At 67.5% G+C, this 332-nt stretch carries 1 protein-coding gene; it reads right to left on the bottom strand.

Annotation, left to right across the window (positions count from 1 at the left end; all coding sequences use genetic code 11):
* Nucleotides 1–332: transposase (locus tag ACZYOF_RS44505; protein WP_463719686.1), on the bottom strand; the 332-nt coding region annotated here is incomplete at both ends.

Genomic DNA, 332 nt, shown 5'->3' on the forward strand with positions numbered 1-332 from the left:
CGCACCTCGCCGATCAGCTGGACGGGGGTCTCGTCGAAGCAGACCAGGGGCCGCTCGGGATCCGGCGCTTCAGCATAGAGATCGAGCACGTCCTCCATGCGGGCGACATATTCGCCGTCGACACGGGGAATGCACCACATGTCCCTGCGCCACGGCTTGAGGTCGTTGTCGGCCAGCCGGCGGCGCACGGTCTCGCCCGACAGGCTGTCGTGATCGGTGAGCTTGACCATCGCGTCGGCCAGCAGCGTCAGCGTCCAGCGTTTGCGTCCGGTGGGCGGCTTGGCGCATGCCGTCGCCACCAGCAAGGCCTCTTCCTTGCCTGTCAGCTTGCG

It is taken from the genome of Bradyrhizobium sp. LeoA1Lang, from assembly GCF_055413685.1.